The 6,381-nt window shown below is 43.3% G+C and carries 5 protein-coding genes; all 5 read left to right on the forward strand.

Going from position 1 to position 6,381, the window contains the following annotated elements:
- Positions 1-39: 39 nt before the first annotated feature.
- Complete coding sequence (locus tag ACPW7N_RS12495; RefSeq protein WP_425651420.1) at positions 40-732, forward strand: stalk domain-containing protein; 693 nt, start codon at positions 40-42, stop codon at positions 730-732.
- A gap of 176 nt (positions 733-908) precedes the next feature.
- The gene (locus ACPW7N_RS12500) at positions 909-3,578 is read left to right on the forward strand and encodes a winged helix-turn-helix domain-containing protein (RefSeq protein WP_425651421.1); all 2,670 of its coding nucleotides are present in this window, start codon (positions 909-911) and stop codon (positions 3,576-3,578) included.
- A 319-nt stretch (positions 3,579-3,897) separates the two neighbouring features.
- Positions 3,898-4,551 carry a FusB/FusC family EF-G-binding protein gene (locus ACPW7N_RS12505; protein ID WP_425651422.1) on the forward strand — a complete coding sequence of 218 codons (654 nt, stop codon included), beginning with the start codon at positions 3,898-3,900 and terminating at the stop codon, positions 4,549-4,551.
- 72 nt (positions 4,552-4,623) lie between these two features.
- On the forward strand, positions 4,624-5,565 hold the full coding sequence (locus tag ACPW7N_RS12510) for a serine hydrolase domain-containing protein (RefSeq protein WP_425651423.1): 942 nt from the start codon (positions 4,624-4,626) through the stop codon (positions 5,563-5,565).
- A gap of 41 nt (positions 5,566-5,606) precedes the next feature.
- A complete protein-coding gene (locus ACPW7N_RS12515) occupies positions 5,607-6,119 on the forward strand; it encodes a ferritin (RefSeq protein WP_425651424.1) in 513 nt (170 codons plus the stop codon).
- Positions 6,120-6,381: the final 262 nt, after the last annotated feature.

Here is a 6,381-nt window from a genome sequence, read left to right on the forward strand (position 1 = left end):
GAAGAGAGAGATAGCTATCTCAAAATCAGGAGGGGTCTTATGAAACGTGTTTCCGTCGGTATAGCTGTGAGTCTTGTTGCTGCTTTACTTCTATCGTCAGAGCATGAGGCAGCAAAGGTTTTTGCATCTGAAAATACCGGGGAGCTAGTCTACAAGGAGTCTTGTATGTCCTGCCATGGAGCGGATGGTAATAGCGGTTTTGCACCTGATATTGTATCCGACAGCTTCAAGCGTGATTACAGCGATTTGAACCAGTTGAAACAATTTCTTTCAACAAGTATGCCTGACAATGCCCCTGGCAGTTTGTCCGAAGCGGAGTACCAGGCAGTAAGTGAATATTTGTGGAAGCTGAACGGGAGAACGATTAAAGCTTCCTCTTCTACTGCTGTCACAGTACTCTTGAATGGAAAACAACTCTTGTTTCCTGTTCCTCCTGTAATCAAAAACGAGACAACATTAGTTCCGTTGCGTGAAATTTTTGAAGCACTGGGCGCAAGTGTGAAGTGGGATGCAGCAACTCGTACGGTTTTAGCAACCAAGACAACTTCTACAATCAAGCTTGTCATTGGCAGTAAAACAGTAACCAAGGGTACACAGACTATTACTCTTAGTCAACCGGCTCAAATCATTGAGGGCAAAACATTTGTTCCATTGCGGTTCGTGAGTGAAGCGTTAGGTGCTCAAGTAAAGTACGATGAGGCAACGAAGGTTATTACGATCACGAAAAAATAGAAAAGGCAGAAAAAGCAAAACGATATCTTTACAGAAGGCATTTCTTCGGCCTTCTTCTTTTTTTGACGATATTTCAGTAGTTGGGTCATATGAGATAAATCTAACAGTATTGCTCAGTTTATCATTGTATAATATAATTTATAAATTTTTATTTTAACAGTCATAGGAAGATGAGGATGAACATTCTGGAATATTCAGATCAGCATGAAGAGAGTAAACCGTCGTCGAAACCCCTTTTGACTACGAAATTGTTTGTCCCGCACGGCTCAGGAGCACTGATCGCTCGTCCCCGGCTTATCAAATACTTGAATCGGGCTCTCGCCTGCAAAGTAAGCATCATCACATCTCCACCCGGCTTTGGTAAGTCAACCCTGCTGGGAGAGTGGGTTAATCAGTTGCAGGTGCCTGTGGGATGGCTGTCGTTGGACAGTGGAGACAACGATCTGGTTCGTTTTTGGGTGTATGTTATCGCTGCATTGCAAAAAGTGAAGAAGGGATTGGGGAGTCAGGCGCTTGCTCTGCTTCAATCATCTGTTCAGCCAGATTTGGAAAATGTCATGGCGCTGCTAGTCAACGAGCTGGTTACGGTCGAAGGAGACTTTGTCCTTATTCTTGACGATTACCATGTAATAGAGGATTCTGAAGTCCACCATTCCATGATGCAGCTTATCAGGCGTTTGCCAGCTAACATGCATGTGTGCCTGGCTTCTCGGACAGAGGTGCCTTTTTCGTTGGGAAGTCTACGTGCGAAAGGAGTACTGCATGAGGTAAGCATTGCTGATCTGCGATTTACCAGTGACGAGATCAGTGCGTACTGGAACAAAGAGGTAGGCAGTACACCGAATGACACGCTTTTGCACCTATTGGAGCAGCGGACGGAAGGCTGGATTGCCGGATTGAAGCTGGCAGCACTCTCCGGGAAGGGTCAATCTACTGCTACTTATATTAGCGGTTTCTCGGGGAGACACCGCTATGTCGTCGATTATCTGATGGAGGAAGCCTTTCTGCACTTACCAGAGCATATCCAGCTTTTTTTATTGCAGACCTCTATTTTGGAGCGCATGAACAGCTCCCTATGTAGTGCAGTGACTGGGGCAAAGAGCAATGATTTGCTTGAATGGCTGGAGCAGGCAAACCTGTTTCTCATTCCGTTGGATCAAGAGCGTTATTGGTTTCGGTACCATCATATGTTTGCCGAATTTTTGCAGGATCGGCTTTCCAAAAAGTCACCCGCTTGCATCTCAAATCTGCATCAGAAGGCAAGCAAATGGTTTAGTGAGCATCAATATATTCATGAAGCAATCAATCATGCGCTGAAGGCGGGCACTTATGAAGAAGCTTCTAGTCTGATCGAGCAGCATGGTGCTGTTTTTTTGAAGCGCCGGGAGCTTCGTACAATGGAGAAATGGCTTGAACAGCTTCCTGAAGAAGTTGCTAACCGGCCAAACATACTTGTTATTCAGGTGTGGGTCAAGCTTCTTCAGGGGGACAGCGAGAAAACGGCTGAAGGTCTCAAGCAGCTTCAAGACCAGATGAGTGTGTTGAAAGATACTCTTCCCATCGGTTTAGTTATACGAATATCGGAAGAAATCGGGGTTATCAACCTATGGAGCGCCATTATGCAGTTGGAAATGGCCTCTGCCTATCGATTGTTGGAGGAGTTTTCAGCACGCGATGATATCAATGAGAATCGTAAGTATCTCGATAAGGAAGTTTATCTGGTCGAGGGAATCGAGGCAAATGACGGCAACACCTCTATCAGTCAAGGTTTTTACGGCTTCTTAGGACGTTTGAATTTTGCTAGGAAATATCATGAGCAGTGGTATCGATTTACCAGTAAGAATGGGATGCATGATTATCACTTTGCGGCACACAACGATGGTGCATTAAGTGAGATCTATTATGAGAGTGATGAACTCGATCTTGCACGAACTTACGCAAAGATGGCTTGCGATGTTGGTTTAAGACGAGGGAACATTGGGGCCTATGTTTCTGCCTGCAAAGTCTTGGCGAACATAAGCTTGGCAGAGGGAAGTCAGGAGGAAGCCATTACGATCGTCTACGATGCATTGGACAACCTCAGGAAGATTGGGGAAGATGAGTATGCTCGCTGGCAACATATTTTCCATGCGTATCTGGTTCGCCTACATATTTCCAACGGAGATCATGAGAGGGTAGAGCAATGGCTGCAAAGCACAAAACTGAACATCAATCGAGAGATAACGATCTATCAGGAATACGAAAATCTGACTTTGATCCGTATCCTGATGTTCCAAGAGCAGTTCGAGGAAGCTTGTGAGCTCTCTTTGCGCATGATAAAAGTCGCCGTGCAGTCGAAAAGGATTGGCAGCCTTTTGCAAAACCTGCTATTACAATCGGAAATCCAGTATAAACTAGGGGATACATATCGGGCAGTGCAGGTTCTCCATGAAGCGCTGCAGCTAGGGGAGAACGAGGGTTATTTCCGTACTTTTGTGGATGAACGCTCACTGCTGCAGGATGTCCTCAGCAAATATCTGGAGTATCGCAAAAAACAAATGATACCGGAACTGCAGGCAAGAGCATCCCTTCGCTATGTGGAGAAACTGTTTGCTGCAATGAGAGAGGAATCGACCAGTGCGGGAGATGTCCAGCTCCCAGAATCTGATTCAGTCTCTATGCTGACCAAAAGAGAGCTGGAAGTTTTGGGTTATCTGGCGCAAGGGTTGTCCAACAAAGAGATCGCAGAAAAGCTTTACCTCTCTCAAGGAACGATCAAGCTTCATCTGAATCGGATATACAGCAAGCTGATGTGCAATAATCGCATTCAGGCGCTGCAAAAAGCAAGACGCAAAAATCTTATTTGAATGAAAAAACATGTGACTAAACACCCATAAAAAGACTGTTTTGTAAGATGCAAAGCAGTCTTTTGTGCGCTTGGCAGCTCATCAAAATTTGCAGAAAAGTTTCGCTTATTTTATAATATTCCCCCAAGGGGGTGTTGCAGATGGCAAAGAAAAATTGCCAGGCCGCATCGTCTCATGCAAAGCCTGAATAACGGGGCGATACTTTGCATGAGGCGGGAATTTGGTTATGTCGCCTTACGAAGCTTATATCGTTTCTAATATTTGGGTTTTGCACCTTATTTTCATTTTCTTTACTCAAAAAATAAGGGAGCGATAACCAATGACACAACCATTTATTAGAAACCATCAATATAACTTTATCAAAAACCTGGTGGAGATCCTGCAACGAGCATGCAGAACCGTTAACGATCTCAAGATTGTGGAATCCATCCGATACGACACGTTATCCAAAATCAATGAACTCTTCCCTGCTGCAACGGAGAGTCAAAAGCAACTGCTGGAAGCGGTATCTGAATGTAAAACAACTGAGGATTTTCAGCGATATTTACGTTCGTTGGAACCGTACATGCTGGAATTCTCCGCAATCACAGAAAAACAAATCAAAAAGCTTTTTCCCAAAAACAAAAAGCTAAAGATTCCAAACTTGTCAGCAATCGATTTTCGCTACGTAACCTATCTTAGCTGGATCGACATCGGTACAAATAAATTGTTCATTGTGTATGAGCTAAATGGACAATTTATCGGGATCGAAGGCAGAAATAATCCGACAAATAAGACGGGCTATTGCTTTTTATGCAACAAAAGTGGAGAAGTGAGCTTGTTTTCGGCCATTTCCAAATCTAGACCGGCTCATTCGTTACCCGATTATTATAAAGCGATTGGTAACTATATGTGTTCGAATAGTCACGAATGTAACAAGAACATTACGGATCAGACGAACATCGAACGATTTATTCAGAATGTTTTAGGCTAAACCAAGTGGCTAAACTCTTTGATTATCAAGGGTTTAGCCCTTTTTTCAACTTTTGAGTGCAGGAGGTCTTATTTGAAACTGGAGACAGTAAGGTTGAATCTATTAGAAGCGGCGGTCAAAAAAGAGAAGATTACCTCTTGCCTGATCTATCACGAGGGCGAAATTGTTTTGGAGTACTTCAAAAACAAAAAAACAGTGACCAAATTAGCTCATCTTCACTCAGTGACGAAAAGTGTGCTTTCTCTTTTAATAGGAATAGCGATTGAGGAAGGAAAGATAGAGAGTGTAAAAACTCCGATTTCGATGTATTTTCCCCATTTGGAAGCGGACAAGCAAGGCATAACCATCGAGCATTTGCTTACCATGACGCCCGGGTTTGAGTGGCCTGAGTTTGGAGCGTGGGGCGGACGGCCATTTCCGATGATCAACACGAAGAATTGGGTGAAGTTTGTTCTAGAGCAAAAAATGACTGCTCTTCCTGGTGAAAGTATGGCTTATAATTCGGGAGCGTCACATTTATTAAGTGCGATCCTGCAAAAAGCGATCAACGGAAAAACGGCAGCCTATGCGGAAAAAATGTTGTTTCAACAATTAGGAATTAGTGACTATCGGTGGTATGAAGACGCAAAGGGGATATCCATCGGGGGCTTTAACTTATGTCTGAGACCGCATGATCTATTGAAAATCGGCATCCTGGTAATGCAAGGCGGGAGTTGGTCGGACAAGCAGATCGTTTCCGAGCATTGGATTTCTGACTCGACCACTGCGAGATACCATACCTATGACCATATCGGTTCATACGGCTACCACTGGTGGGTATTGACGGATGAAAACAGAAAAGCTTGTGATCCCCCTGTATTTTTTGCTATGGGCTATGGCGGGCAATATGTGATCGTATCACCTGTTCACCATATGGTAGTTGTCTTTACCAGTGAGTTGTTCAACGATACCTTTCTGCCTTTGCGATTATGTAAAAAGCACATTTTCGAAAGGAAAAATTTCGACAAAGAGTAACAATAATTGTTAAAATGAGAAAAAGACAAAGAGGTGATACCATGCTTTCCAATCAATTGTTGGATAAATTGAATGATCAAATGAATTTCGAATTTTACTCATCACAGGTTTACTTGGCGATGGCTGCCTATTGTGCGTCTGAAAGCTATGACGGGTTTGCTAACTTTTTCATTGTACAAGCTGAGGAAGAGAAGTTTCATGCAATGAAAATTTTTAACTTTATTAATCGTATGGGCAAACGAGCGATGATTAGCGGGATGGAGAATCCAGTCAATGAATACGGCTCACTGCTTGACGCTTTTGAACATGCATACGCTCATGAACAGACGGTCACCAAGCGAATCTATGAATTATCCGATATTGCCTTGAGTAATCGCGAGCACGCAACCATGAACTTTTTGAAATGGTTCATCGATGAACAGGTGGAAGAAGAGTCCACGTTTGATAGCATCATTCAAAAACTGAGAAGGATCGATAATGACAGCAACGCCTTCTACATGCTCGATGCCGAATTAGCGAAACGCACCTTTGTTCCTGAGGCAGAAAGCAATTAGTAAATAGCATACGTACATAAAAAAAACTACACCTATTTTCAAAAGATCAGATCTGTATAGACTGCTTTTGCATAGGTGTATTTTTTTATGCAAATCGATCCTAAATACAAGCGGATTTAACAACGCACAGACACCTGTTTTTTTGATAGTGTGTGGCCGTTTCTGGAATATTTTCATCGTTGGAAAAAAAGCCGAGGGATTCGAGGTATAAAAGTGGGGCTGCTTCGGGTACAATATGTCGTACAAGACGGGTTGTTCGACA

The sequence above is a fragment of the Brevibacillus nigriterrae genome (genome assembly GCF_049846925.1).
Classification (GTDB): Bacteria; Bacillota; Bacilli; order Brevibacillales; family Brevibacillaceae; genus Brevibacillus_H.